Origin of the sequence: Amycolatopsis saalfeldensis, from assembly GCF_900110575.1 — a bacterium.
GTDB classification, from domain to species: Bacteria; Actinomycetota; Actinomycetes; order Mycobacteriales; family Pseudonocardiaceae; genus Amycolatopsis; species Amycolatopsis saalfeldensis.
Map to the genome: position 1 here is coordinate 24598 of NZ_FOEF01000035.1, position 24967 is coordinate 49564.

The following is a 24967-nucleotide window of genomic DNA, read 5'->3' on the forward strand; positions in this document are numbered from 1 at the left end:
CGGCCCTTTCGCGGCAAACGCGCCTCAGGTCACTTGTTCGGGTCGCGCACCGCGCCGGTGTCCGCGGAGGTGGCCATCCGGGCGTACGCGCGCAGCGCCGCCGTGATCGGACGCTGGCGGTCCTTCGGCTGCCACGGCCGTTCGGAGACCTCCATCTTCGACCGGCGCTCGGCCAGGATCCCGGGTTCGACCAGGAGCTCCAGGCGGCGCTCGTGGATGTCGAGGACGATCTGGTCGCCGTTTTCGACCAACGCGATCAGGCCGCCCGCGGCCGCCTCCGGGGAGATGTGGCCGACGGAGATGCCCGAGGAGCCGCCGGAGAAGCGGCCGTCGGTGATCAGGGCGCACTTCTTGCCGAGGCCCGAGCCCTTGAGGAATGCCGTCGGGTGCAGCATTTCCTGCATGCCGGGGCCGCCGGCGGGACCCTCGTACCGGATCACCAGCACCTCGCCGGGCTGGATCTCCTTCTTGAGGATCGCCGAAACGGCCTCTTCCTGGCTTTCCAGCACCCGCGCCGGCCCCTGGAAGTGCCAGAGATCCTCGTCGATGCCCGCGGCCTTGATGACCGCGCCGTTCTCGGCGAGGTTGCCGCGCAGGATGGCCAGGCCGCCGTCCTTGGTGTACGCGTGCTCGACGTCGCGGATGCAGCCGCCCGCGGCGTCGGTGTCCAGCGACGACCAGCGGTTGTCCGTGGAGAACGCCTTCGTGGTCCGCACGCCGCCGGGCGCGGCGTGGAACAGCTCCAGCGCCTTCTCCGACGGGGACTCGGCGCGAACGTCCCACTCGTTCAGCCACGAGTCGATGTCGGGGGAGTGCACCGAGTGGACGTCGGTGTTCAGCAGCCCGCCGCGGTGCAGCTCACCGAGGATGGCCGGGATTCCGCCGGCGCGGTGGACGTCCTCCATGTGGTAGTCGGAGTTCGGCGCCACCTTCGACAGGCACGGCACGCGGCGGCCGATCTCGTCGATCTCGCTGATGGTGAAGTCGACCTCGCCCTCCTGGGCGGCCGCGAGGATGTGCAGGACGGTGTTGGTCGAGCCGCCCATCGCCATGTCCAGCGCCATCGCGTTTTCGAACGCCGCCTTGGTGGCGATCGAGCGGGGCAGCGCGGACTCGTCGTTTTCGCCATACCAGCGATTGCACAAGTCGATCACGGTGCGGCCGGCCCCGGCGAACAGGTCACGCCGCGCCGCGTGCGTCGCCAGGGTGGAGCCGTTGCCCGGCAAGGAAAGACCGAGCGCCTCGGTGAGGCAGTTCATGGAGTTCGCGGTGAACATGCCGGAGCAGGAGCCGCAGGTCGGGCAGGCCGAGCGCTCGACGGCCGACAGCCCTTCCTCGTCCACCTCGCTGTTCGCGGACGCGGAGATGGCGGTGATCAGGTCGGTCGGCGCCTGCGCGACCCCGCCGACGACCACGGCCTTGCCCGCCTCCATCGGCCCGCCGGAGACGAACACGGTCGGGATGTTCAGCCGCATGGCGGCGTTCAGCATGCCCGGCGTGATCTTGTCGCAGTTGGAGATGCACACGAGCGCGTCGGCCTGGTGCGCGTTGACCATGTACTCCACGGAATCCGCGATGATCTCGCGCGAGGGCAGCGAGTAGAGCATGCCGGAGTGGCCCATCGCGATGCCGTCGTCGACGGCGATCGTGTGGAACTCACGCGCGATGCCGCCCGCCTCCTTGACCGCTTCCGCGACGATGTCGCCGAGGTCCTTGAGGTGCACGTGCCCCGGCACGAACTGCGTGTAGGAGTTGGCGATGGCGACGATCGGCTTGCCGAAGTCGCTGTCGGTCATTCCGGTCGCGCGCCAGAGCGAGCGCGCGCCCGCCGCGTTGCGGCCGTGGGTGGTGGTCCGGGAACGGAGGGGCGGCACGGCATTCTCCCAGGTCAGAAGGCTGGTCCAGGCGGGGTCACGAGACCGTCCCGCAAACTGGTCCTACCAATTCTACTCACCCGGCTTAGTCTCGGACCCGGCGGTCTCCTGGGGAGCGGCTGCGGCGTCGGCGTCAGATTCCGGCGTGGTCCTGTTCGTCTTGCCGGCCTTGACGTCTTCGTCGCCCAGCTGTCCGCTCGGGTCCTTGACCACGCCCTCGCTGACCAGCGCGAGCACGGGCAGGTGCCGCGTCCGCACGGTCGGCAGCGAGATCTGCGTGTCGTCCCGCAGCACCGCGCGGACACGCGACTTGCCGGTGATGGCCAGTCCCTTGAGCGACGACCACGGCAGTTCCCGGTGGCCGAACACGGTCCGCACGGCGAGGCCCTGCTTGGTCGCGACGGTCCGCCACCGCGCGACGAACACGAACAACCCGATCGGGAAGACGTACAGCCACTGCAGTCCGCCGATCTCGCCCAGTGCGATCGGTGTCACACAGACGGTCAGGAGCCCGATCGCCAGGTAGGCCGTGCTGGGGATCTTGAAGACGGCCTTCCGGCCCTCGTCCACGCTCTGGTCCTGCTCTTTTCCGTCCACGGGAGAATGGTGCACCGGCGCCCGCGCGGGCTGACGCGGGGGTCCGCGGGGACAGTACTGGCCGTCCAGCATGCGGAATCGCCGTCCCGCAGAGTTGACACTCGCGCGAGGGCCGGTCTAACGTCAGCGCCGTGACAACGCACACCGGCCTCGTACTTCCCCAGCGCGTCGACGCTTAGGAAGAGTCCGCTGCGTCGACGCGCGACCCTCGTGCGACCTTATGGTCGGCGGGGGTTTTTTGTTGCGTGAAACCGGTTTCCGACCGGTGTACGGCCCCAGGTAAACCCGAACGAGTGACACCGACAACCCACGAGGCAGAACCGATGACCAGTGCCACGTCGCGCAGCGACGCGAAGCCCGGGCCCAGCGCGCCCGGTGTCCCAGGAGCACGTCCGAAGCCGGCGCCGCCGGCGGGAACCCCGGTAAGGGTCACGGGCGCCCAGTCGCTCGTGCGCTCGCTCGAGGCGGTCGGCGCCGAGATCGTCTTCGGCATCCCCGGCGGAACGATCCTCCCCGCGTACGACCCGTTGCTCGATTCCACGAAGGTCCGGCACATCCTCGTCCGGCACGAGCAGGGTGCCGGGCACGCCGCCACCGGCTACGCCCAGGCGACCGGCAAGGTCGGCGTCTGCATGGCGACGTCGGGCCCCGGCGCCACCAACCTGGTCACCCCGCTGGCCGACGCGAACATGGACTCGGTCCCGATCGTCGCCATCACGGGGCAGCAGAGCCGTTCGCTGATCGGCACGGACGCGTTCCAGGAAGCCGACATCTGCGGCATCACCATGCCGATCACCAAGCACAACTTCCTCGTCACCGACCCGGCGGAGATCCCGCGGGCCATCGCCGAGGCGTTCCACCTGGCGTCGACGGGCCGACCCGGCCCGGTGCTGGTGGACATCCCCAAGGACGTGCTCCAGGAGATGACCTCGTTCTCCTGGCCCACGGAGCTGCGGTTGCCGGGTTACCGCCCGACGCTGCGGCCGCACGGCAAGCAGGTCCGCGAAGCCGCGAAGCTGATCGCGCAGGCCCACCGCCCGGTGCTGTACGTCGGCGGCGGCGTGATCAAGGCGGAGGCCGCCGAGCAGCTGCTGGAGCTGGCCGAGCTGACCGGCATCCCGGTCGCGACCACGCTGATGGCGCGCGGCGCGTTCCCGGACTCGCACCGTCAGCACGTCGGCATGCCCGGCATGCACGGCGCGGTCGCCGCCGTCGCGTCGATGCAGCGCGCCGACCTGCTGATCGCGCTCGGCGCCCGGTTCGACGACCGCGTCACCGGGCAGCTCTCCTCGTTCGCGCCCGAGGCGAAGATCGTCCACGCCGACATCGACCCGGCGGAGATCTCCAAGAACCGCAAGGCCGACGTGCCGATCGTGGGCGACTGCAAGGAGATCATCGGCGAGCTGATCACCGCGGTGCAGGCCGAGTTCGACCAGGGCCACCGGCCCGACCTCGCCGACTGGTGGACGCAGGTCGAGTCGTGGCGGGCCGACTACCCGGCCGGCTACGAGTGGCCCGACGACGGCTCGCTGTCGCCGCAGTACGTCATCGAGCGGATCGGCGAGCTGGTCGGCCCGGACGCGGTGTACGCCGCGGGCGTCGGCCAGCACCAGATGTGGGCCGCGCAGTTCATCAAGTACGAGAACCCGCGCACCTGGATCAACTCCGGCGGCCTCGGCACCATGGGCTACGCCGTCCCGGCCGCGATGGGCGCGCAGTTCGGCGTCCCCGACACCCAGGTGTGGGCGATCGACGGCGACGGCTGTTTCCAGATGACCAACCAGGAACTCGCCACCTGCGCCATCGAGGGCGCGCCGATCAAGGTGGCCGTGATCAACAACGGCAACCTCGGCATGGTCCGGCAGTGGCAGAACCTGTTCTATTCCGAGCGGTACTCCAACACCGACCTCGGCACGCACAAGCACCGCATCCCGGACTTCACGCTGCTGGCCGAGGCGCTCGGCTGCGCCGGGCTGCGCTGTGAGACCAAAGAGGACGTCGACGCGACCATCCGCCGCGCGATGGAGATCAACGACCGTCCCGTCGTGATCGACTTCGTGGTGGGGAAGGATGCCCAGGTGTGGCCGATGGTGGCCGCGGGCACCGGGAACGACGAGATCATGTCGGTCCGCGGGATCCGGCCGCTGTTCGACGACGACGACGTTTCGCAGGAAGTGGCCGAAACCGCCACGGCCGCGGAAGGAGAAGACCGATGACCGTCCACACGCTCAGCGTGCTGGTCGAGAACAAGCCCGGCGTGCTCGCCCGGGTCTCCGGACTGTTCTCCCGCCGCGGCTTCAACATCGAGTCCCTCGCCGTCGGGCCCACGGAGAACCCCGAGGTGTCCCGCATGACGATCGTGGTCGCCGTTGAAGAGCTACCGCTCGAACAGGTGACCAAGCAGCTCAACAAGCTGGTGAACGTGATCAAGATCGTGGAGCTGGAGCAGTCCACGGCCGTGCAGCGCGAACTGCTGCTCGTGAAGGTCCGGGCCGACAACACCGTGCGCAGCCAGGTGCTCGAGACCGTCCAGCTCTTCCGTGCCAAGGTGGTGGACGTGTCGCCGGAGGCGCTCACGGTCGAGGCGACCGGGACCTCGGACAAGATCGGCGCGCTGCTGCGGATGCTCGAGCCGTACGGCATCCGGGAGCTCGTGCAGTCCGGGATGGTCGCGGTCGGGCGCGGGGCCCGCTCGATCACCGCCACCTCGCCCCGCTGACCAGTGTTACCTGGGGGTTCGGAAACCCCCGAAGACGTTCAGCAGTCAGGAAAGGAAGTAGTACCCCCCATGGCAGTGGAAATCTTCTACGACGACGACGCCGACCTCTCGATCATCCAGGGTCGCAAGGTCGCCGTGATCGGCTACGGCAGCCAGGGCCACGCCCACTCGCTGAGCCTGCGCGACTCCGGCGTCGACGTCCGCATCGGCCTGCAGGAGGGTTCCAAGTCCCGGGCGAAGGCCGAGGAGCAGGGGCTGCGGGTGCTGTCGGTCGCCGAGGCGTCCGCCGAGGCCGACGTGATCATGATCCTCGCGCCGGACACCAAGCAGCGCTACATCTACGAGGAGCACATCGCGCCGAACCTGAAGGACGGCGACGCGATCTTCTTCGGCCACGGCTTCAACATCCGTTACGACCTGATCAAGCCGCCGGCCAACGTGGACGTCGCCATGGTCGCGCCGAAGGGCCCGGGCCACCTGGTCCGCCGCCAGTTCGTCGACGGCAAGGGCGTGCCCTGCCTGATCGCGGTCGAGCAGGACGCCACCGGTGGCGCGCAGGCGCTCGCGCTCTCCTACGCCGCGGCCATCGGCGGCGCGCGGGCGGGCGTCATCAAGACGACCTTCACCGAGGAGACCGAGACCGACCTCTTCGGCGAGCAGGCTGTGCTCTGCGGTGGTGCTTCCGCGCTGGTGCAGACCGGTTTCGAGGTGCTCACCGAGGCCGGCTACGCCCCGGAGATCGCCTACTTCGAGGTGCTGCACGAGCTCAAGCTGATCGTCGACCTCATGTACGAAGGCGGCATCGCGCGCCAGCGCTACTCCATCTCCGACACGGCCGAGTACGGCGACCTCACCCGCGGCCCGCGCGTGATTTCGCCCGCGGTCAAGCAGGAGATGAAGAAGATCCTCGGCGAGATCCAGGACGGCACCTTCGCCCGCGAGTGGGTCGCCGAGGACGAGGCCGGCCGGCCGAACTTCACCAAGCTCGAGGAGCAGGGCAACCAGCACCCGATCGAGGCGACCGGCAAGAAGCTGCGCGACCTGATGTCGTGGGTGGACCGGCCGATCACCGAGACCGCCTGACGTTTCCCGGCGGTCCCGATCGCCGCGGTTCCGGTCGCGAACGGCCCTCTCGCCCTTGTCGGGTGAGGGGGCCGTTCGGCGTCCGCGTGGCCGTCCCTTGTGGCCGGTGACCGGATGGTTACGCTGGCGCCATGAGTGATCAGCCGGTCGACGACAAGGCGCACATCCGGCACGAGCTGGACCTGACCGCCGCCGAGTGGATCCCGGGCGAGCGGGAAGGCGTCACGCTCGAGAACCGCCTTGAAGTCGCCTTCGTGCCGCACACCGACGGCGTCACTTACGTGGCCTTGAGGCACTCGGTGGAACCGGACGGGCTCAAGATGGTGTTCACGCCCTCGGAATGGGACGCGTTCGTGAAGGGCGTCGAGGACGGCGAGTTCGATCTGCCTGAGGATCTCCCGAAGTAGCCGATTTCCGGAAACGGCCGCTGAACTGGGGATCTGCGGTCGTCGCCTCGGATCGGCGACGCGCTGCTGCCCGGGCGCCGTGGCCCGCGGGGTCAGGCCGTCTGGCCGAGCCGTCTGGTCAGGACGGCTGGTCGTCCAGGCTCGCGAACAGCTCCGGCAGCCGTCCCGCGGTCGCGGCCAGCGCCAGGTGGTCGCCGTAGTCGCGGGACTCGACGACCAGGCCGTCGCGCACCCGCACCACGAAGATGTTGTTGATGCGGAACGGCTTTCCGCCGAGTTCGCCCTCGTAGCCGAACTCGCCGATGATCACCTCCGGATCGGCCGACTGGTACGTCACGAGATCGGTCGCCTGTACCCGGATCCCGAGCTCGCCGGCCGACGCGAAGTGGGCCCGCAGGTCGTCACGGGTTTTAAGGACTGGTGCGTCCGGCAGGAACGGGTGACGGACGTCGGTCTGCTCGGCGTAGAGGTCCGGGAGCTCGGCCCAGCGGGCGTCCGAAACGCCGAAACAGAGTCGTTGGAACACCCCGAGCGGGCTCTTGCGGTCGGCCAGTTCGGCGGGCCGGGGTGCGACGGGACCCGGCACATGCGCCGGGGCCTGCGCGTAGGCGTCGATGACCGGTTCGATGCTGCCACGGACGGCGGCCAGCTTGAGGTAGTCGTGGTAGTCGCGGGTGTGCGCGAGCAGCCCGCCACGCGCGCGGATCACCAGGATGTTGGCGTTTTCGGTGGTCCGCCCGGTCTTGAAGGACTCCACCGTGTTCCGGTATTCGGCGACGATCACCTCGGGATCGGTCGTCTCGTGGACGACCACGTCGTGGGCCACCAGGCGCATCGTCGCCCCGATGTTGCCGGTGAACAGGGCGTGGACGGCTTGACGCCCCTCCAGCCGCCGGGGCCGCGGGACGGCCGTCGGCTGCTCGACCACGGCGTCCTCGGCGTACAGCGACGAAAGCTCGTCGTATCGGCCCTCGGCAAGGCCCTCGATGAGGCGATGGAACAGGTCAATCGGTGTGGTCACGAAGTCCTCCAGCAGGCAACAAAACGGAGTCGATAGTCCGTATTATCCTCGACGATACGGACTATCGACTCCGTTTGTCTACCGGCGGCCCACGCCGGTCAGGGCCTCGCCGCTGGGCGGCTACGGCTCGGGCGCGTGCTCCGGGTCGGCCAGCTGTTGCAGCAGAGCACGGGCTTCCGGCTGGTCACAGGCCTCGGCCCAGCCTTCGGGGGTGCTGTTCCACCGGCCGTCGCGGGCGGTGAGGTCGGCGCCGGCCTCGGTGAGGGTGGTGATGACGTCCAGCCGGCCGTGCTGCGCGGCGAGGTGCAGCGCCGTGATGCCCACGCCGTGCTCCGGACCGCCGAACGTGCCCACCCGGTTTACGTCGGCGCCCAGTTCGAGCAGCGTCCGCACGGCGGCGTGCCGGCCACGGGCGACGGCCCACGTCAGCGCGGTGCCGCGGTAGACGTCGGCGTCCAGGTCCGCGCCGCGGGCGGCGAGCAGCCGGATCGCCTCCACGCGGTTGTTGCGCGCGGCCCAGCTGAGGGCTTCGTCGCGGATCTCGGCCGGGTCGTCCGTGGGCCGCCAGAACGGGAACCCGCTGTGCGGGCGGTAGAACTCACGGTGCGCGCCCGCGCCCGGCGCGAGTGTCCCGTTCGGACGGAGGAGCTCGTCCAGCAGCGTGAGATCGCCGAGGCCGGCGGCGACCCGGAGGTTGCGAGGGGACCGTTCGCGCGCAGCCAGTTTTTCGGCCACCACACGGTTTCCCCAGAACAGCGCGACGATCAGGGGAGTCCCGCCGTCGCCACGCGCGGAAACGTCCAGTGGCGCGCCGGCGTCGAGCAGCATGTCGGCGAGCAGCGGCAACTTGCTGTACGCGGCCTGGTGCAGCGGCGTCCAGCCGTGGGCATTCGCGCGTGACGGGTCGGCGCCGCGGTCGAGGAGCACGCGGGTGAGCCGTTCGTCGCAGGTGGCGCCGGCCATGCCGAGCAGGTCGTTGAGGTTGGTGCCGCGGGCGTGGACCAGCTGGGGGAACGCGTCGAGCATCGCCGCCAACCCGTCGATGTCGCGCGCCTCGACCAGCCGGTACGCGCGGGCGAAGGGCTCGCCGCTTTCCGGCAACGACGCGACGTGCTCGCGTAACGCCCGCCACGAGCCGAAACCGTGCTCTCGCGCGACGACCACCCGGGCGCCGTCGCGAGTGAGGGCCTGCCTATGACGTTCGAACGCCACCCGCGCGCCGGGCGTGCCGTCCTCGGCGGACGCGAGCAGCCCGAGCGCGCGGCCGGCGTAGTAGCCGATGTCGGAGTGGTAGGCGTGCTGCAGGTTTGGTCCGTTTTCGGCGACGCGGCGAACGTACGCCTGCAGCTTCGGCCAGCTCGGGAAACCGTGCTCACGCGCGATGCGGAACTGCGCTTCGGACAGCTTCACGGCTTCGGCGCGCGCGAGTTCCTTCGCGCGTTTACGCAACTGCTCCAGGCTGGGATTCGCGGGCAGCGTGCCCATGGTGCCTCCTTCCCTCGTCGCCCGTGGTCCGCTGGCACCGGGCAGGAAAGAAGGTGCGGAACTGGTGGTGCGGTGCAACGGGGGTGGGCTCGGCCCTTTCCGCGGACGGGACGCGGCCCTCACCGCGTCCCGCCACCTTACCTCGGGGCCCGCGCTCGCCGCTCAGATGAGCACGGCGGCGAGGTCTCGATAGGACCGCGGCTTCCGGGCCAGCACCTGGACGCAGACGTGGTCGGCACCCGCTTCGAGGTGGGCCCGGATCCGGTCGGCGACCTGCTGTTCGCCGCGGAAGGCGACTAGTGCATCGACGAGCCTGTCGCCGCCGGACAGGTCGTCTTCGGTGAAGCCGAGCCGGCGGAGGTTCGACCGGTGGTGCGGGGCGAGCTTCACGTACGTGCCGACGTGCTCCCGGGCCACTTCACGCGCAGCCTCGGCGTCGCCGTCCAGGACCACCGCCTGCTCGACAGCGAGGTACGCGCTCTTGCCGAGCCGTTCCCGGGCCAGCGCCGTGTGCTCCGGCGGGACGAAGTACGGGTGGGCCCCGTCGGCCTGCTCGGCCGCGAGGTCCAGCGCCTTCGGGCCGAGGGCCGCGATCACCCGGCGCGGCCGCGGTGCGGGCGGCGGCAGTCCGGGCAGGTCGGCCTGATCCATGCCGGCCAGGTATTCGCGCATCGCGGCGAGCGGCCGCCGGCCCGGGAAGTGCCCGCCCAGCCCGACGACGAACCGGCCGGGGTACGCCTCGCCGAGCGCCCGCGTCGCGGCTTCCGCCGTGATCGGCGCCCGCCGGTCGAACCGCGCGATCCCGGTCGCCACGGTCAGCTTCGACGTGGCCGCCAGGATCAGCGCCGCTTGCGTGAACGCGTCACGCCCGCCGTATTCGCCGAACCAGAGCGCGTCGAAGCCCAGTTCTTCCACCTCGGCGGCGGTCTCGCGCAGGGCGCCGGCACTGGCGCCGTCGAAGAACTGCCAGATTCCCACGCTCATCGCGTCACCTCGGCCAGGGTCGGGGCCAGCTCGGCCAGAGCGTCCACAATGGATTCGAACGGGCCGGCGGACGGGGTGACGAGCACGTGGTCCGCGCCGGCGTCGAGGAGCTCGCCCAGCCGTTTCGCGATCGTCCTCGCGTCGCCCCAGACGAGGTAGTCGTCGACGAAGCGGTCGCTGGGGCCGTTGATGTCGGCGTCGGTGAAGCCAAGCCGTTTCCAGCCCGCGATATACGCCTTGACGTTGTGCTCGCGCGAAAGCGCCACACTGCGGCGGACGCTGGCTCTGGCTTCTTCGCGGCTGCCGAGCAGCACCGTCTGCTGCGGGATCAGCAGCTTGTCCGGTCCGAGGATTTCCCGGGCGTACGGTGTGTGCCTGAACGGCTGGGCGAACGGGTGCGCGCCGTCGGCGTGGTCGCGGGCCAGCGCCAGCATCTTGGGCCCGACCGCGGCCAGCACCCGGGGAAACGCCACGGGGGAAGGGTTCTCCGTCGCGCTTGCGTCCATTTCGGACAGATAGTCCCGCATCCGTTCCAACGGCCGGTACGGCTCGCCGAACTTCGCGGCCTGGAACTCGTGCCCGGCACCGATGCCGAGCACGAACCGGCCGGGGTACGCCCGGGCGAGCGTCGCCCCGCCCTTTTCGGCGGTCCGCCCCGGCCGCGACCAGAGGTTGGCGATGCCGGTGCCGAGCACGACGTCCGGCACCGAGGCGAGCAGGTCGCCGAAGTGCGCGAACACCTCGCGTGTGCCGGGTCCTTCGCCGCTCCAGGCCGAGCGGTAGCCGAGTGCGGCGAGCCGCCGGGTGGCCGCGCGTTCGATGTCCGGCGGTGGGGCCAGTGGCGCGCTCGGCAGCCACGCGCCGATCGCGCCGAGCCGGGCCCGGGTGTCTTCGAGCAGGGTCATCTCGTTCCCTCCAGTAATCCGAGGCTGCCTCCGGTTAACATACGGAGGCAGCCTCCGAATGTCTACCGAGTAGCATGGGCCAGGCGATGACCGAAGTGAAACCGATGCGCGCGGACGCCCGCCGCAACTACGAACGTCTCCTCGGGGAGGCGCAGCGCGCGTTCACCGAGCACGGCGTCGACGCGTCCCTGGAGGACATCGCCCGCCGCGCCGGCGTCGGCATCGGCACGCTCTACCGGCACTTCCCGACCAGGGAAGCGCTGCTCGAGACGCTCCTGCGGGCCCGCTTCGACGGCCAGGCCGAGCGTGCGCGCGTGCTGCTCACCCACGAAGAGCCGCTGAACGCCCTGCAGGACTGGCTCGTGGGCCTCGGCGACGCCACCGGCACCTTCCGGGGACTGGTGGAGCTGACGGCCGACGCGCTCAACGACGAGTCGTCGCGGTTGTACGCGTCCTGTCACGCGATGCGGGAAGCTGGTTCCCACCTGGTGGAACGCGCGAAGCAGGCCGGAGAACTCCGCGCCGACGTCACGTCGAACGAGCTGCTTTTGTTGGTGCACGCGGCATCCTGGGCGGGCGCGCACCTGCCGGGGGGCGAGGGCATGCAACGCCTCCTGGCTCTTGTTTTCGAGGGATTGCGGCCGAGTTAACACCGTGAGAAGCCAGGGGGGCCTCCAGCGGGTTAAACTCCGCCCTGACCGGGGCACAACGACGTGCTGACACCGTTTGTCGACCCAAGCGTCCTGGAATGTGACCAGATAGTGGGAGCTGCATCGTGACCAAGCCCAGCAAACCCGTCGTCCTCATCGCGGAAAAGCTCGCGCCTTCCGTGCTGAGTGTGTTCGGTGACGAGGTAGAGGTCCGGCATGTGGACGGCACGGACCGTCCCGCGCTGTTCGAGGCGGTGAAGAGCGCCGACGCGCTCCTGGTCCGATCCGCCACGAAGGTCGACGCCGAGGTGCTCGGCCACACCACGCAGCTGAAGGTCGTCGCCCGCGCGGGCGTGGGCCTGGACAACGTCGAGGTCCCCGCCGCCACCGAGCGCGGCGTGCTGGTGGTCAACGCGCCGACGTCGAACATCGTCTCCGCCGCCGAGCACGCGGTCGCGCTGCTGCTCTCGGTCGCCCGGCGCGTGCCGGCCGCCGACCAGAGCCTGCGCGCGGGCGAGTGGAAGCGCAGCTCGTTCTCCGGCATCGAGCTGCAGGGCAAGACCGTCGGCGTCGTCGGCCTGGGCAAGATCGGCCAGCTGTTCTCCCAGCGCCTCGCCGCCTTCGACACCAAGCTCATCGCGTACGACCCGTACGTCTCGGCCGCGCGCGCCGCGCAGCTCGGCATCGAGCTCGTCACCCTCGACGAGCTGCTGGAGCGCGCCGACGCCATCTCCATCCACCTGCCGAAGACGCCGGAGACCAAGGGCCTGATCGACGCCGAGGCGCTCAAGAAGACCAAGCCCGGCGTCATCATCGTCAACGCCGCGCGCGGCGGCCTGATCGTCGAGGAGGCGCTGGCCGACGCGATCCGCAGCGGCCACGTCGGCGGCGCGGGCATCGACGTGTTCGTCACCGAGCCGACCACGTCCAGCCCGCTGTTCGAGCTGCCGAACGTCGTGGTCACGCCGCACCTGGGCGCGTCCACCGCCGAGGCGCAGGACCGCGCGGGCACCGACGTCGCCCGCTCCGTGCTGCTCGCGCTGCGCGGCGACTTCGTGCCGGACGCGGTGAACGTCTCCGGTGGCGGCGCCGTCGGCGAGCACGTGCGTCCGTACCTGTCGCTGACGCAGAAGCTGTGCACCGTGCTCACGGCGCTGAGCCCGAAGGCGCCGACCTCGGTGACCGTCGTGGTCAAGGGCGAGCTGGGCAGCGAGGACACCTCCGTGCTGCAGCTCGCCGCGCTGCGCGGGGTGTTCGCCGGCGTGGTCGAGGACCAGGTCACCTTCGTCAACGCGCCGCGGCTGGCCGAGGAGCTGGGCGTCCAGGTCGACCTGGTCACCGAGACCGAGAGCCCCAAGTTCCGCAGCCTGGTCACCGTCCGCGCGGTGCACGCCGACGGCGCGACCCTGACGGTGTCGGGCTCGGTCACCGGCAAGGACGAGGCCGAGAAGATCGTCGAGGTCAACGGGCGCCACTTCGACCTGCGCGCCGAGGGCCACGTGCTGCTGCTCGAGTACCCCGACCGGCCCGGCATCATGGGCCGCGTCGGCACGCTGCTCGGCGAGGCCGGCATCAACATCGAGGCCGCGCAGATCAGCCAGACCACCGACGGCTCCGACGCCGTGATGCTGCTGCGCGTCGACCGGCACGTGGACAACAACGTGCTCCAGCCGATCGGTGCCGCCGTGGGCGCGCACACGATCCGCGCGGTCGACTTCAGCTAGCACCCAAGCACGTCGAAGGCCCCTTTTCCGCACTCCGCGGGAAAGGGGCCTTCATTTTGCCCGGTCCGGGCAGAGCGGCAACATTCGCATAACAGAGGCAATTCGGCACGAAAGTAGGTCTTTCGGGCGGATAGGTTCTGTGCCGCGAGGCCGAACCACGCGCCGTGAGGGCACGGTGCGGCGCCGGGCGCTCACCGGTCGGGGGCGATGGGGGAGCGGCCGGCAGGTTCACGATCCGGGTCTCGGGTTAAGGGGTTGGGTATTCATGAGTAGATCCCGCTTACCTGGCTGGACGGCCCGGTCGACGGCCGTGGTGTCCGCCGTGGTGCTCGCGGCCGCTGTCGCCGGCGTCCCGGTCGCGTCGGCGCAGGGGGCGCCGCTCGCGGAGCCGGTCGCGCCCGCGAAGGTCGACGCCTCCGGATTGCAGGGCAAGCTCTCGCCGCGGCTGAGCGCCGCGCAGGGCAAGATCACGGCGTTCGTGGAGCTGGCCAAGAAGCCGGCCGTCGACGCCTTCACCGCTGAGCAGAGCAAGGGCACCGGCAAGGAGAAGGCCAAGCAGGCCGCGCGCGCCGCGAAGGCCGACACCGCCGCCGCGGTCACCTCCGTGCTCGGACAGCTCAAGGCCTCGGACTCGGCCGCGAAGCTCGTCACGCAGACTTCGAACGCCGTCGCGGGCGCTGTCGTCACGGCGGACGCGGCGAAGATCCGTGAACTCGCGAAGCGCGCCGACGTCGTCTCCGTGCGCACTGTCGTGCCGAAGTCGCGTACGAACGCCAGCGCCGAGCAGCTGACGAACACGCTCGCTTCCTGGCAGCAGACCGGGAAGTACGGCGACAACATCCGCGTCGGCGTGATCGACGACGGCATCGACTACACCCACGCCGACTTCGGCGGCCCCGGCACGCCCGAGGCGTACAAGTCCGTGGACCCGACCAAGGCGTCGCCGCTGTTTCCGAGCGCCAAGGTGGTCGGCGGCACCGACCTCGTGGGCGACGACTACGACTCCAACGGCGAGACCGGCTCCCCGACCCCGAAGCCGGACCCCAACCCGCTGGCTTGCGGTGAGCACGGCACGCACGTGGCCGGCACCGTCGCCGGATTCGGCGTGAACGCGGACGGAAGCACCTTCACCGGCGACTACAAGAAGCTGGACAAGAAGAAGCTCGAAGCGCTGAAGATCGGCCCGGGCACCGCGCCCAAGGCCCTGCTGTACGCGATCAAGGTGTTCGGCTGCAAGGGTTCCACGAACGTCACCTCGCAGGCCCTCGACTGGGCCCTCGACCCGGACGGCGACGGCGACTTCACCGACCACCTCGACGTCGTCAACCTGTCGCTGGGCAGCGACTTCGGCGCGCCGGACGACCCGGACTCGCTGTTCGTCCGCAAGCTCGCGCAGAACAACGTGCTCCCGGTGTTCGCGGCGGGCAACGGCGGCGACCTCAACGACGTCGCGGGCTCGCCGGGCGCCACCCCCGAGGCGCTGACCGTGGCCAGCAGCCGCGACGCGGGCGAGCTGCGTGACGCGGTCGAGGTCACCGCGCCGACCAAGGGCCAGCAGCCGGGCCAGTACAGCCAGGACTACGCCGGTTACGACACGCTGGACCTGACCGTCCCCGTCGTCGCCCTCTCCGCGGCGAACAACGCCGGCTGCCTCCCGTACTCGGCTGAGGACAAGGCCAAGGCCGCGGGCAAGGCCGTCTGGCTCGAATGGGACGACAACGACTCCAGCCGCGCCTGCGGTTCCGCCGCGCGCGCCAACAACGCGCAGGCGGCCGGGGCGAAGGCGACCCTGGTGACGTCGACGCTGGAGCACTTCGCCGCCGGGCTCGCCGGCAACGCGGCCGTGCCGATGTTCCAGCTCACCGGCAAGGCCACCGCGGCGCAGCGGCCCGCACTGGCCGCGGGCACGCTGACCGTGCGGTTCTTCGGCGCCGGGCGGTCGACGCTGCAGACCTACGACCAGTCCATCGTGGACAGTCCCAGCTCGTTCACCTCGCGCGGCGGCCGCGGGCCGGCGCTCAAGCCGGACGTCTCGGCTCCCGGTGACACGATCACGTCGGCGTTCCGCGGCAGCGGCAACGGCCGGGCCGTCCTGTCCGGGACGTCCATGGCCGCGCCGCACACCTCTGGCATCACGGCGCTGATCCGCCAGGCGCACCCGGACTGGTCGGTCGAGGAGGTCAAGGCCGCGGTGATCGACACCGCCGGGCACGACCTGACCGACGGGGCCGGTCACACCTATGCGCCGCAGCGCGTCGGCGCGGGCCGGATTGACACGCTGGCCGCGCTGGACAACCAGGTGCTCGCGTACGTCCAGGACGACCCGGGCGCGGTGAGCGTCAACTTCGGCACCGTCGAGGCGGGCGGCCCGGTCACGCTGACCAAGACGGTCAAGGTCGTCAACAAGGGCGTCACGCCGGCCGAGTACTCGGTGGCGTACGAGGCGGTCAACAGCCTGCCCGGCGTCGAGTACACAGTGGACAAGAGCTCGGTGAAGCTGAGCCCGCGCGGCGTCGCGACGGTGAAGGTGACGTTCAAGGTCACCGACGCCAAGAAGCTGCTCAAGGTGATGGACCCGACCATGCAGGCCACGCAGGCCGGGCTCGCCCGCCAGTTCGTCGCCGACGCCTCGGGCCGCGTCGCCTTCACCCCGAAGAACGGGGCGACGGTGCCGTTGCGCGTGGCCGTCTACGCGGCGCCGAAGCCGGTCTCGGCCATCACGACGCCCGCGGGCGTGCGGTTCGGCGCGGGGCAGGACCAGGCCGTGCTGAACCTCGGCGGCAAGGGCGTGGACCAGGGCAGCGGCGCCCAGCGGTACCGCTCGCTGATCAGCGTCCTGGAACTGCAGGCGGAGTCGCCGCAGCTGCCGGAGTGCGAGGCGGGCGTGACGTCCGACTGCACGCTCAACCGCACCGCGAAGGGCGGCGACCTGCGTTACGTCGGCGCGGCCTCGACCGCCCCGCTCGCCAAGGCGCAGGGCGACCCGGAGAACGCCGTGCTCGCGTTCGGCCTCACCACCTGGAGCGACTGGGCGAACCTGGGCAGCAACACCGTGCCGTTTGTCGACATCGACACCACCGGCGACGGGAAGCCGGACTTCGAGACCTTCGTCACCAAGGCGACGGCCACCGACGTCCTGCTGGTGAACACCGTCTCGCTCACGAAGCCCGGGTTCCCGAGCGTCGACCTGCAGGCGATCAACGGCCAGCTCGGCGACGTCGACACGAACGTCTTCGATTCGAACGTGATGGTGCTGCCGGTCAGCATCGCCGCGCTGGGCATCGACCCGAACGAGGCGTCGCACCGGATCAGCTACACCGTGGGCACCAGCGGCTACTACGTCGCGCCGGGCACCACGAACGGGCTGATCGACTACGTCGGCACGCCGATTTCGTTCGACGCCCTCGCGCCGGCGTACTCGGTCCAGGGCGGTGGCGACGCGGCGTTGGGCTACGTCGCGAAGCCGGGCACCGCGCTCGTGGTGAACCGCAACGCGGCGGCCGTCGCCGAGGACAAGGCGAAGGGCCTGCTGGCGATCGAGCACCACAACGCGGCGGGCTCGCGCGCGTCCGTCGTGCGGATCGAGACGGGCGTGCCGAGGGCGTAGCACCTTCGGCGCCGCCCGGCCTGACAAGGCGTGGTGATCCTCCGATCGGGTAACGATCGACGGAACGGTCACCGTCGCCGATCAGCGGGACAAGGGGGCTTTCCGGGCCTTGACGGCTCGGGAGGCCCCCTTGTCGTTAACCCGTTCAGGTGTCTCACCCTGCGGGAGGATGCGGCATAAGGGTGGTGCGGCTACGGCGTCTTGTCTACGGCCGGTAACCTTCCGCTGCTGGCGTTTTCTTGCGGATGGGCCATCGGAGCGTTCGGTGGCCTGGTCTACGGAGGTGTGTGGATGCGGCTCGCGGTGATCCCAGGTGACGGGATCGGGCCCGAGGTGGTCTCCGAGGCGCTCAAGGTGCTCGGTGAAGTAGCACCAGCGGCGGAGATCACGAACTACGACCTCGGCGCTGCGCGGTGGCACTCGACCGGGGAGCTGCTCCCGGAGTCGGTGCTGGGCGAGTTGCGTCAGCACGACGCGATCCTGCTGGGCGCGGTCGGCGACCCGTCGGTGCCGAGCGGGATCCTGGAGCGCGGGCTGCTGCTGCGGCTGCGCTTCGAGCTCGACCACCACGTGAACCTGCGCCCGGCGCGGCTCTACCCCGGGGTGCGCGGCCCGCTGGCCGACGCCGGCGAGGTCGACATGATCATGGTGCGCGAAGGGACCGAAGGCCCGTACGCGGGCACCGGCGGCCTGCTGCGCAAGGACACCGAGCACGAGATCGCCACCGAGGTCAGCATCAACACGGCCTACGGTGTGCGGCGCGTGGTGGCCGACGCGTTCAACCGCGCCGAGGACCGGCCGCGCAAGCACCTCACGCTGGTGCACAAGACCAACGTGCTGGAGCACGCCGGTTCGCTGTGGTCGCGGATCGTCGAAGAGGTTTCGCTGGAGCACCCGGACGTGACGGTGGCCTACTCCCATGTGGACGCGGCGACCATCCACATGGTCACGGACCCGTCGCGGTTCGACGTGATCGTCACCGACAACCTGTTCGGCGACATCCTCACGGACCTGGCGGCCGCGGTGACCGGCGGCATCGGCCTCGCGGCCAGCGGCAACCTGGACATCACCCGCCGCAACCCGAGCATGTTCGAGCCGGTGCACGGCAGTGCCCCGGACATCGCGGGTCAGGGCCTCGCGGACCCGACGGCCGCCGTGCTGTCGGTCTCGCTCCTGCTCGACCACCTCGGCCAGAAGGAGGCGGCGCGCCGGATCGAAGCGTCGGTCGCCTTCGACCTGGCCACCCGCGACCAGGCCTCGCCCGGCGCCACCCAAGCGATCGGCGACCGCCTGGCGGCGCTGGTTTCGTCGAACGTGCGCACGGGCTGAGCTTCGCCGTTTGCAGTCCTGTCGTGAAGCCGCTGCTGCCCGGTACACAAGTGTGCCGGGCAGCGCGGTGGTAGCTCAGCTAGTCGTTGTGACAAGAACCCCCGCCGCGGAAGACCGGTCGAAATCCGGCGCTGACCCGCAACGGTAGGCCCACGGTCCACTCCGGACCGCGGACGAGCCCGACGCCGGCGATGGTTCGCCCCACCCGTCCCCTCCCGTCGTGGTCTACGGGAGACGACACCCTTTCCCACCGCGGCCGGCCGAGGTGCCCGCCGCCTGGGTGGTTGTTGTCTTCGTCGCGCGGACCCCGGAACAGATTGGGTCCCGCCGGTGCCTCCCGATGACTTCCCACCCGACGCCCGATCGGCCCCTCCGGTCTCGCCTCCTCCCGGCGACGATTCTCCGCGTAGTCGTGTCCTTGGCTCCGCAGTCGTTCCCATCGACACAGCCACCAGCACCTCCGCTCCCACCGGCACCTCCGCTGCCACCGGCGTCGCCGATCCCGAGCCCGCCCGTCGCCGGATAACGCCGATCCTTCTGGGCCTCCTCGGGGCCCTCCTGGCGTCCGTCGTGGTGGCCGTCGGGATCGGGACGGTCGCCGTGCCGGTCACTCACACGTGGGCCTTTCTCCGGGCCGGTCTCGTCGGTGGCACCATCGGCCCGGGTGACGTCGGCCAGTACCGGATCATCTGGGACATTCGGTTGCCGCGGGTGCTGCTCGCGGTCGTCGTCGGTGCGGGGCTGGCGACGGTGGGCGTCGCGATTCAGGCCATGGTTCGCAACGCGCTCGCGGAGCCGTTCGTCCTCGGCATCTCCTCCGGGGCGTCGGTGGGGGCGACGGCGGTGGCGCTGTTCGGTGTCTTCGCGTCGATGGGTATCTACGCTCTGTCCGTCGGCGCGTTCCTGGCCGCGCTCGGCGCGACCGTGATCGTTTACCTCGTCGCGAGGACGCGCGAAGGCCTCACCCCGCTGCGCCTGGTGCTGACCGGCACCGCGATGTCGTACGGGTTCTTCGCTGTCACCACGGTTCTCGTCTTCCAGGCGCCGAACGGTGAAGCCGCGCGCTCGGCCCTTTTCTGGCTGCTGGGCAGCCTCGCCGGGGCGAATTGGGCGTCGCTGCCGGTGGCGGCGATCGTCGTGGTGGCCGGGGCGCTGCTGCTGTTCGCGCTGTCGGGCCGGCTGAACGCGCTGGCCATGGGCGACGAAGCGGCGACGACGCTCGGCGTGAGCGTGCCCCGGCTGCGCGTGCTGCTGTTCGTCGTTTGTTCGGCCATGACCGGAGTGCTGGTGGCGGTCAGCGGCGCGATCGGGTTCGTCGGGTTGATCCTGCCGCACCTGGTACGCCTCGCCGTCGGCGCCGACCATCGGCGGGTGCTGGCCGTCGCGCCACTCGCGGGCGCGGTGTTCCTCGTCTGGGTGGACGTGGCCGCGCGGGTGCTCGCCGCGCCCGAGGAGTTGCCGATCGGGGTGCTGACGGCGGCCGTCGGCGTGCCCGCGTTCCTGGTGCTGATGCGGCGCCGGGCCTACGTGTTCTGGGCTGCGTGAATGGACCTCTCGCTCCACGGCGTGACGGTGAACGCCGCCGGCCGCGCACTGGTCGAGGACGTGACGCTCGACGCGCCGGCCGGCCGTTTCGTCGGCCTGCTCGGGCCGAACGGCAGTGGCAAGTCCACCACGCTGCGCGCCGTCTACCACGTGCTGAAGCCCGCGGCCGGCGCCGTGCTGCTCGACGGGCGCCCGCTCGACACCCTCGCCCCGCGCGAGCGGGCGCGCGCGATCGCAGCCGTCGCGCAGGAATCGCACACGGAATTCGACTTCACCGTCGCCGAAGTCGTGGCGATGGGCCGGCTGCCGCATCACGGCCTGCTCGATCGGGCGACCGCCGCCGACCTGGGCATCTGCGCGGCGGCGTTGCGGCAGGTCGGGTTGGCGGACCTGGCCGGACGCGGCGTGCTCACGCTGTCGGGCGGCGAACGGCAACGGGTCCTCATCGCGCGGGCGCTCGCCCAACAGCCCAAGATCCTCGTGCTGGACGAGCCCACGAACCACCTGGACATCCGCCACCAGCTCGAGGTCCTCGCCTTGGTGCGGCGAAGCGGGCTGACGGTGCTCGCCGCCCTGCATGACCTCAACCTCGCCGCCGCGGTGTGCGACACCGTGCACGTGCTCGACGGCGGCCGGCTCGTCGCGAGCGGGACTCCCGCGGACGTCCTCACGCCTGAGCTGCTGGCTGACGTGTTCGGCGTGCGCGCGCACGTGGTGCCGCACCCGGCGTCCGGCCGGCCGCAGCTGTTGTTCGACCGGCTCGAATCCCAGGAGGACAGTCATGCGTAAGACGATCGCGATGGTCCTGGTGGCCGCGCTGGGGGTGACGGGCTGTGGTGCCCATGTGTCCGAAGGGGACAGTGGCGCCGTTCCCGCGGGTTATCCCGTCACGGTCACGAACTGCGGCGCGCCGCTGACCGTCCGGCGTCCGCCGTCTCGGGTGGTCACCAACGACATCGGCATCACTGAGCTGATGTTCGCCCTCGGCCTCGACGACCGGATGGCCGGTTACGTGGTCGACCAGGGGCAATCCGGCGGCATCGCCTCGTCGCCGTGGAAAGGCGACTTCGCGAAGGTGCGCAAGCTCGCCGAGAAGATCAACCGCGAGGTGGTGCAGGGCGCGGGCGCCGACCTGGTGTTCGCCGGTTGGAACTACGGCTTCTCCGAGGGCACCGGCTTCACCCCGGACACGCTGCGGCAGCTCGGCATCGCCAGCTATCAGCTCACGGAGGCGTGCCGCAACGGCGTCGGCAAACAGCGCGGGATCATGCCTCCGCTCGACGCGCTGTACACCGATCTGCGTAATCTCGGCAAGATCTTCGGCGTGAGCGACCGGGCCGAGCAGCTGGTCAAGCAGTACAGCGCGCAGGTCGCGGCGGTCGAGGGCGCCGTCGCCGCCGGGCGGCAACGGCCGAAGGTCTTCCTCTACGACGACGGCCGCGACCAGCCGTTCACCGCCGCGCGCAACGCAGGCCCGGACGAGATCATCGGCAAAGCCGGCGGCACCAACATCTTCGCCGACCTCGACGACAGCTGGACGACGGTGAGCTGGGAGGCCGTGGTCCAGCGCGCGCCCGACGTCATCCTGATCAACGACTACGGCGGCGAGGTCGGCACGGTCGCCGACAAGGAGAATTTCCTCCGCTCGCGGCCCGGTCTGCGCGACATCCCGGCGGTCAAGCAGGGCCGGTTCTTCGCTTTGCCGTACGCGGCGTTGGTGGAGGGCCCGCGCAACGCGTCGGCCGTGCAGTCGTTCGGCGCCTATCTCGCGGGGCTTTCTCGCTGACCCCTCCCACGGGATGGGAAGCTCCGCCCGGTACTTGGACGCCGGGCGGGGCCTGTGGCATGATGCGACCATGACCGCGATCTCGACCATTATCGCCGAGCGCGCCGGATAGACGCTCCACAAGAGCTTCCGGCGCGCAACCTCTCGCACCCATGCGGGAGGTTTTTTTGTTGCCAGAAACAGGTTCTGCCCCGCCACAAGGAGATACCGTGACCCGCACGGAGCCCGCCGAAACCCCGCTCGGCGACGCCTTCCACCTCTACGACACCACCCTGCGCGACGGTGCCCAGCGTGAGGGGATCACGTACTCCGCCACGGACAAGCTGGCCGTCGCCCGGCTGCTGGACGAGCTGGGAGTCGGCTTCATCGAGGGTGGCTGGCCCGGCGCGCTGCCGAAGGACACGGAGTTCTTCGCCCGCGCGGCCAAGGGCGAGCTGGAGCTGAAGCATGCGGCGCTTGTCGCGTTCGGCTCCACGCGCAAGGCGGGCACCACGGCAGACCGGGATCCGCAGGTGAGGGCGTTGCTGGACTCCGCCGCCCCAGTCATCACGCTCGTCGCCAAGGCGGACCTCCGGCACATCGAGCGCGCGCTGCGGGCGGATGTCGACGAAGCCTGCGCGATGGTCAGCGACACCGTCCGGTTCCTGACCGGCGAGGGCCGCCGCGTCTTCCTTGACGCAGAACACTTCTTCGACGGATACGCCCACTCCCCGGAGACCTCGCTGCGCGTGCTCGACGCCGCGGCGACTGCAGGCGCCGACGTCCTCGTGCTGTGCGACACCAACGGCGGTCAGCTGCCGCTTGGCCTCGCCGAGACTGTCCGCGAGGTCAAGGAGAAGACCGGATTCCGCCTCGGGATCCATTGCCAGGACGACACTTCCTGCGCCGTGGCGAACTCCGTCGCCGCGGTGCAGGCCGGCGCGACGCACGTCCAGTGCACCGCGAACGGTTACGGCGAGCGGGCCGGCAACGCCGACCTGTTCGCCGTGACGGGAAACCTCGTGACCAAGCTCGGAATGGAGGTCCTCCCGACCGGAGGTGCCGCCGAGCTCACCCGCGTCTCCCATGCGCTTGCCGAAATCGCGAACATCGCACCCGACACCCACCAGGCCTACGTCGGGTCGTCGGCCTTCGCCCACAAGGCGGGGCTGCACGCGAGCGCGATCAAGGTGGATCCGTTGTTGTACAACCACATCGATCCGCCTTCAGTCGGCAACGGCATGCGGGTACTGGTCACCGAGATGGCCGGCAGGGCCAGCCTCGAGCTCAAGGGACGTGAGCTCGGGGTCGACCTTGCCGGCCGGCCCGAAGCGCTGACGAACGCGATGCGGAAGGTCAAACTCCTCGAATCCGAAGGCTGGTCGTTCGAAGCCGCCGACGCCTCACTCGAACTCCTGCTGCGGCGCGAGGTCGCGGGCGCAGCCGACGAGGAGCCAGCCGCGCCGCCGTTCGAACTGGAGTCCTACCGCGTGGTGCTCGACCACCGCCCGGACGGTGAGGTGGTGTCCGAGGCCACCGTCAAAGTGCACGTGTCCGGGCATCGCGTGATCGCCACGGCGGAGGGCAACGGCCCGGTGCACGCGCTCGATGCCGCGCTGCGCCAGGCACTCAGCCCGCACCTGTCCTGGCTGGACACTGTCGAACTCGCCGACTACAAGGTTCGGATCCTTCCCTCCCATCCCGGCACGGACGCCGTCACGCGGGTGCTGCTGGAAACGACTGATGGCTTGCACGAATGGACCACGGTGGGCGTCCACGGGAACATCGTGGAGGCCAGCTGGCTCGCGATGTGTGATGCGCTGGTGCACAAAAGCCTGGCCCCCTCGGCGTGATCAGCGCAAGGTTTTCCTGACGCGAGCGGCCCGTTCACGACCTTGCCGGCACGAATGGGCCGCTCGTGCCGCGGGTGGGTCGTCGGCCCGCGTCGTGAGATGCGCTCGTGCGCGGACCTCCGCGCGCTCAATTGCGGTTCGTCTCTTTTCGCTTGTACCAAGGTGATCGGCGATTGATCCGTGGCACGGCGGGCGCGTTGTAAAGGTGTCTCGGATGTCTTGATTCGACCGGCTCCGCCCGTGCGTTTCGCCGTGGCGCAGGTCACGAGGGGACCCTTCGCACTGCCCAGTCGCGAACGGTCCCCTCGCTCGCGAAAATGGAATGTTTCCCGAGGTCGTCGCCGGCGCGAGTGGCCCGTTCGCGCGGTGAGTGTCGTGAACGGACCGCTCACGACGCGCGGGGTGCGCGCCTGGCGGCGGGCGTACGTAGACTGGCCGGGTGCGTCTAGCTCGTATTGCTCATCCCAGTGGTGTCGCGTTCGCTTCGGTCGAGGGTGAAGGTGACGACGCCCAGGTGCTGGAGATCGCCGAGCACCCGTTCGGCCAGCCGAACTTCACCGGCAAGCGGTGGCCGCTCGCCGACGTCCGGCTGCTCGCGCCGATCCTGCCGTCCAAGGTGATCGCCGTCGGCCGGAACTACGCCAAGCACGCGGCGGAGTTCGGCAACGAGGTGCCGTCCGCGCCGATGCTGTTCATCAAGCCGTCCACCAGCGTCATCGGTCCCAATGTGCCGATCCGCCGGCCGTCGGGCATCGGGCGCGTCGACTTCGAGGGCGAACTGGCCGTGGTCATCGGCCAGCCGGTCAAGAACGTGTCCGCCGCGCGCGCGGCGAGCGCGATCCTCGGCTACACGGTGGCCAACGACGTCAGCGCGCGTGACCTCCAGAAGTCCGACGGCCAGTGGGGCAGGGCGAAGGGCTTTGACACGTTCTGCCCGCTCGGCCCGTGGATCGAGACTTCACTCGACCCCTCCGACCTCGCGCTGCGCAGTGAGGTGGACGGCGAGCTGAAGCAGGACGGCCGCACGTCGGACCTGGTGCACAAGGTGCCCGAGCTGGTGGAGTTCGTGTCGGGGGTGATGACGCTCCTGCCCGGCGACATCATCCTCACCGGCACCCCGGAGGGCGTCGGCCCGATCGACGACGGCCAGCAGGTCTCGATCACGATCGAGGGCATCGGCACGCTGATCAATCCGGTCCAGAACATCTGACTCCCAGTCCGGGCGCGGTCTCGGGGATGCTCCGCGGCCGCGCCTGTCCTGTGTCCGTCGGTGAACTGGGGACTGTCCGTGGGCCGGCTTGGGCTTGGGCTGGGGTTGGGTGATGGTCGGTTCGTGAGGGCTCGGCCGGGACCGGGTGTCGCCGATTTCTGGTTGGTCGCGTACCTGATTCGAGGACTCGCGCAGCGCTGGTGCGCCCT

At 70.2% G+C, this 24967-nt stretch carries 19 protein-coding genes; 13 read left to right on the plus strand and 6 right to left on the minus strand.

Features of this window, described 5'->3' with window-relative positions; all coding sequences use genetic code 11:
- Positions 1-29 precede the first annotated feature (29 nt).
- Both ilvD and BMY97_RS42900 read right to left on the minus strand, forming a co-directional pair.
- Positions 30-1874 carry a dihydroxy-acid dehydratase gene (gene ilvD / locus BMY97_RS42895; RefSeq protein ID WP_091629046.1) on the minus strand — a complete coding sequence of 615 codons (1845 nt, stop codon included), beginning with the start codon at positions 1872-1874 and terminating at the stop codon, positions 30-32.
- A 72-nt stretch (positions 1875-1946) separates the two neighbouring features.
- Entirely contained in the window at positions 1947-2471 is a 525-nt protein-coding gene (locus tag BMY97_RS42900; RefSeq protein ID WP_245787790.1) for a PH domain-containing protein, read from the minus strand.
- A 323-nt stretch (positions 2472-2794) separates the two neighbouring features.
- Here BMY97_RS42900 and BMY97_RS42905 point away from each other — a divergent pair, with 323 nt between their 5' ends.
- The 4 genes from BMY97_RS42905 (at position 2795) to BMY97_RS42920 (ending at position 6680) form a co-directional block, all read left to right on the plus strand.
- Positions 2795-4687: an acetolactate synthase large subunit gene (locus BMY97_RS42905; RefSeq protein ID WP_091629050.1), complete on the plus strand. Its 1893-nt coding sequence runs from the start codon at positions 2795-2797 to the stop codon at positions 4685-4687.
- Complete coding sequence (gene ilvN, locus BMY97_RS42910; protein ID WP_086842284.1) at positions 4684-5190, plus strand: acetolactate synthase small subunit; 507 nt, start codon at positions 4684-4686, stop codon at positions 5188-5190. Before BMY97_RS42905 ends, ilvN begins: the two co-directional genes overlap by 4 nt.
- A 69-nt stretch (positions 5191-5259) precedes the next feature.
- A complete protein-coding gene (gene ilvC / locus BMY97_RS42915; protein WP_091629053.1) occupies positions 5260-6273 on the plus strand; it encodes a ketol-acid reductoisomerase in 1014 nt (337 codons plus the stop codon).
- A 131-nt stretch (positions 6274-6404) separates the two neighbouring features.
- Positions 6405-6680, plus strand: coding sequence for a DUF397 domain-containing protein (locus BMY97_RS42920; protein ID WP_091629054.1), 276 nt, complete (start codon positions 6405-6407; stop codon positions 6678-6680).
- Between the two features lie 118 nt (positions 6681-6798).
- Here BMY97_RS42920 and BMY97_RS42925 read toward each other — a convergent pair whose 3' ends face one another.
- The 4 genes from BMY97_RS42925 to BMY97_RS42940 form a co-directional block, all read right to left on the minus strand.
- Complete coding sequence (locus tag BMY97_RS42925; protein ID WP_091629056.1) at positions 6799-7701, minus strand: nuclear transport factor 2 family protein; 903 nt, start codon at positions 7699-7701, stop codon at positions 6799-6801.
- A 120-nt stretch (positions 7702-7821) separates the two neighbouring features.
- Positions 7822-9186 (minus strand): ankyrin repeat domain-containing protein, encoded by a 1365-nt coding sequence (locus tag BMY97_RS42930; protein ID WP_091629057.1) that lies wholly within the window; start codon positions 9184-9186, stop codon positions 7822-7824.
- Between the two features lie 162 nt (positions 9187-9348).
- Positions 9349-10170: a TIGR03620 family F420-dependent LLM class oxidoreductase gene (locus tag BMY97_RS42935; RefSeq protein ID WP_091629058.1), complete on the minus strand. Its 822-nt coding sequence runs from the start codon at positions 10168-10170 to the stop codon at positions 9349-9351.
- Entirely contained in the window at positions 10167-11075 is a 909-nt protein-coding gene (locus BMY97_RS42940; RefSeq protein WP_091629060.1) for a TIGR03620 family F420-dependent LLM class oxidoreductase, read from the minus strand. Before BMY97_RS42940 ends, BMY97_RS42935 begins: the two co-directional genes overlap by 4 nt.
- Before the next feature lie 86 nt (positions 11076-11161).
- On the opposite strand from BMY97_RS42940, the gene BMY97_RS42945 reads away from it, so the two are divergent.
- The 9 genes from BMY97_RS42945 to BMY97_RS42985 all read left to right on the plus strand — a co-directional run bounded on the left by BMY97_RS42945 (position 11162) and on the right by BMY97_RS42985 (position 24758).
- Positions 11162-11725, plus strand: a complete 564-nt coding sequence (locus tag BMY97_RS42945) for a TetR/AcrR family transcriptional regulator (RefSeq protein WP_091629085.1) — start codon at positions 11162-11164, stop codon at positions 11723-11725.
- A 125-nt stretch (positions 11726-11850) separates the two neighbouring features.
- The gene (serA, locus tag BMY97_RS42950; protein ID WP_091629061.1) at positions 11851-13449 is read left to right on the plus strand and encodes a phosphoglycerate dehydrogenase; all 1599 of its coding nucleotides are present in this window, start codon (positions 11851-11853) and stop codon (positions 13447-13449) included.
- 265 nt (positions 13450-13714) lie between these two features.
- Entirely contained in the window at positions 13715-17056 is a 3342-nt protein-coding gene (locus BMY97_RS42955; protein WP_091629063.1) for a S8 family peptidase, read from the plus strand.
- Positions 17057-17347: 291 nt separating this feature from the next.
- Positions 17348-18385: a 3-isopropylmalate dehydrogenase gene (locus BMY97_RS42960; RefSeq protein ID WP_091629065.1), complete on the plus strand. Its 1038-nt coding sequence runs from the start codon at positions 17348-17350 to the stop codon at positions 18383-18385.
- Positions 18386-18907: 522 nt separating this feature from the next.
- On the plus strand, positions 18908-19930 hold the full coding sequence (locus tag BMY97_RS42965) for a FecCD family ABC transporter permease (protein WP_091629087.1): 1023 nt from the start codon (positions 18908-18910) through the stop codon (positions 19928-19930).
- Positions 19931-20719 (plus strand): ABC transporter ATP-binding protein, encoded by a 789-nt coding sequence (locus BMY97_RS42970; RefSeq protein WP_091629066.1) that lies wholly within the window; start codon positions 19931-19933, stop codon positions 20717-20719.
- Positions 20712-21716, plus strand: coding sequence for an ABC transporter substrate-binding protein (locus BMY97_RS42975; protein ID WP_091629068.1), 1005 nt, complete (start codon positions 20712-20714; stop codon positions 21714-21716). Before BMY97_RS42970 ends, BMY97_RS42975 begins: the two co-directional genes overlap by 8 nt.
- A gap of 209 nt (positions 21717-21925) precedes the next feature.
- On the plus strand, positions 21926-23548 hold the full coding sequence (cimA, locus tag BMY97_RS42980) for a citramalate synthase (protein WP_091629070.1): 1623 nt from the start codon (positions 21926-21928) through the stop codon (positions 23546-23548).
- A gap of 439 nt (positions 23549-23987) precedes the next feature.
- Positions 23988-24758, plus strand: a complete 771-nt coding sequence (locus BMY97_RS42985) for a fumarylacetoacetate hydrolase family protein (RefSeq protein ID WP_091629071.1) — start codon at positions 23988-23990, stop codon at positions 24756-24758.
- Positions 24759-24967: the final 209 nt, after the last annotated feature.

Excerpts from the sequence above, each read along its gene's own strand:
- BMY97_RS42930 (WP_091629057.1), bottom strand. The coding sequence starts at position 9,186 with ATGGGCACGCTGCCCGCGAATCCCAGCCTGGAGCAGTTGCGTAAACGC.
- ilvN (WP_086842284.1), top strand. The coding sequence starts at position 4,684 with ATGACCGTCCACACGCTCAGCGTGCTGGTCGAGAACAAGCCCGGCGTG.
- ilvC (WP_091629053.1), top strand. The coding sequence starts at position 5,260 with ATGGCAGTGGAAATCTTCTACGACGACGACGCCGACCTCTCGATCATC.
- BMY97_RS42945 (WP_091629085.1), top strand. The coding sequence starts at position 11,162 with ATGACCGAAGTGAAACCGATGCGCGCGGACGCCCGCCGCAACTACGAA.
- BMY97_RS42920 (WP_091629054.1), top strand. The coding sequence starts at position 6,405 with ATGAGTGATCAGCCGGTCGACGACAAGGCGCACATCCGGCACGAGCTG.
- BMY97_RS42940 (WP_091629060.1), bottom strand. The coding sequence starts at position 11,075 with ATGACCCTGCTCGAAGACACCCGGGCCCGGCTCGGCGCGATCGGCGCG.
- BMY97_RS42935 (WP_091629058.1), bottom strand. The coding sequence starts at position 10,170 with ATGAGCGTGGGAATCTGGCAGTTCTTCGACGGCGCCAGTGCCGGCGCC.
- BMY97_RS42970 (WP_091629066.1), top strand. The coding sequence starts at position 19,931 with ATGGACCTCTCGCTCCACGGCGTGACGGTGAACGCCGCCGGCCGCGCA.
- BMY97_RS42960 (WP_091629065.1), top strand. The coding sequence starts at position 17,348 with ATGCGGCTCGCGGTGATCCCAGGTGACGGGATCGGGCCCGAGGTGGTC.
- BMY97_RS42975 (WP_091629068.1), top strand. The coding sequence starts at position 20,712 with ATGCGTAAGACGATCGCGATGGTCCTGGTGGCCGCGCTGGGGGTGACG.
- BMY97_RS42905 (WP_091629050.1), top strand. The coding sequence starts at position 2,795 with ATGACCAGTGCCACGTCGCGCAGCGACGCGAAGCCCGGGCCCAGCGCG.
- BMY97_RS42955 (WP_091629063.1), top strand. The coding sequence starts at position 13,715 with ATGAGTAGATCCCGCTTACCTGGCTGGACGGCCCGGTCGACGGCCGTG.